Consider the following 1,231-nt stretch of genomic DNA (forward strand, 5'->3'; position numbering starts at 1 on the left):
CACGGACGGGCTGGGGGCCGTCGCCGGCCGCTCCCACGGCCGGACCGGACGGTCCGGACGTGGCGGGCTGGCCGGGTCGGGCGGCGCCCCGCGCGGGACCGGACTGGCCGGGGCGGGGCGGGGCCGCTTCCGCGCCCGGACGGGGCGCCTCCCCACCGGGGCGGGCGCGTCCGGCGGGAGCGGCGGCACCCGCGGTGGAGGCGGTACGGCGGCCCACCCCCTCCGGGGCGGAAGGCGCGGCGGAGCCGGACGCGCGCTCGACCACCGGCAGGCCGGGGTCGGTGTGCGAGGTACGCCCGGCCTGCCGCAGCCAGTCCGCCGGTCGTTCCGGCCGGTCACCACGGGGCGCACCACCCGGTCCGGGCCGGGCGGCCCGACGACCGGTCGACTCCTCGGCGTCGGGGCCGGGCCGGACAGCCCGACGACCAGTCGGCTCGTCGGCGTCCGAGCCGGGCCGGGCAGCCCGACGACCAGTCGGCTCGTCGGCGTCCGGGCCGGGCCGGACGGCCCGACGACCAGTCGGCTCGTCGGCGTCCGGGCCGGGCCGGGCAGCCCGACGACCGGTCGGTTCCTCGGCGTCCGGGCCGGGCTGCGGTCGACGCCGGCCGGTGCCGGTCGGCCCGATCGCCGGGACCGCTCCGGTCCCCGCGGCGGGAGTGTTCGACGCCGGGCCGGGGCCCGGCACGGGCGGGGCGTTGCCCGTCAGCGGCACCGCGGCCTCGTCCGGCTCGGCCGCGCGGCGGCGGCCGGTGCGGCGTTCCGGTGCGGCGGGACCGCCCGGACGTCGGTCGCCCGGCACCTCCCCGGTGTCCGGAGCGGCGGCAGGGCGCCGCCCGCGAGCGGTCCGTGGGTCGGCGGCCCCGGGCTCGGAGCGGGGGACGCCGCTCACCGGCGTCGACGGGCCCGGCAGCGGCGCGCCGCTGACCGGTGTGGGCTGGCCGGGATCCGGCGGGAAGGCGCCCCGGCGGACGGCGGCGCCCCGGGCCGGCGGACGCTGCCCCGGCGGGACGTCAGCCTGGGCGGGTGGACGCCGCCCGGCGTCGGAGGGGAACCCGTCCTGCGCGGCCCGATCCTGAGAAGGACCACGTCGTCCGTGATCCGGGAAGCCGGCCGCGCCGGCACCGGCGGACGGGCGCGGGCCCGGCGGGAAGCCGCCCTGTGCTGGCACGCCACCGGCCGGGCGCGCGGCCGAGGCCGGGCCGGTCGGCCCACCGCGCCGCCCGGGGTCGGT

1 pseudogene is annotated in these 1,231 nt (G+C 83.7%); it reads right to left on the minus strand.

Annotated features, from left to right (window positions below):
• A pseudogene (locus V6U81_RS29040) lies at positions 1-799 on the minus strand (hypothetical protein); the annotation flags it as partial.
• Positions 800-1,231: the final 432 nt, after the last annotated feature.

Source organism: Micromonospora lacuserhaii, from assembly GCF_036902735.1.
Lineage (GTDB): Bacteria > Actinomycetota > Actinomycetes > Mycobacteriales > Micromonosporaceae > Micromonospora.